Below are 508 nucleotides of genomic sequence, written 5' to 3'. Positions count from 1 at the left end.
GGCATCGCCAATCAGGCAGCCACAACCGCGAGTATGGTAGCGCAGAACCGGTTTCCTGGCGCCACATTACTCCACAATGGAAAGGGCGATGCTTTTCGGCACTGCTCGTGGAATGCCCTGATGACGATGAGAATCGGTGCAGATGCAGCTGAACGCATTGCTACTAACCACGAAACTGTCGCTCAGGGGCCAGCGGATGAGACCAGCATGGACTTGTATAACAACGCCCAAGGTCGATTTCTTGGATCTGCTTTCGCAAGTAGTGGCGACGAAGCTTCTGCTCTGAACCAGTGCGCCCTCTGGGCTAGAATTGGACTGCTATCTACACTTTCCTAGGAGAAGGAGGTTATGTTAATGAGACGCATGATGGCGCGGATAGGGTTCACTAGTATTGTCTCCCTATTACTCTCCTCTTGTAGTTCTGATGACCCATTGGCTTCTCATCTCGCGTCCCTCGGACGATCGGGACATGCGATCCCCGTTACTGAGTCCATCACACTGGAGGAAC

At 53.1% G+C, this 508-nt stretch carries 1 pseudogene; it reads left to right on the top strand.

Going from position 1 to position 508, the window contains the following annotated elements:
• Positions 1 to 336 (top strand): annotated as a pseudogene (locus HMPREF2932_RS13870) (hypothetical protein); the annotation flags it as partial.
• Between the last annotated feature and the right edge of the window lie 172 nt (positions 337 to 508).

The sequence above is a fragment of the Corynebacterium sp. HMSC074H12 genome, assembly GCF_001813755.1.
Lineage (GTDB): Bacteria > Actinomycetota > Actinomycetes > Mycobacteriales > Mycobacteriaceae > Corynebacterium > Corynebacterium hiratae.
Note: the sequence above shows the minus strand (reverse complement) of the source record. Positions and strands in the feature narration are given on the sequence as shown.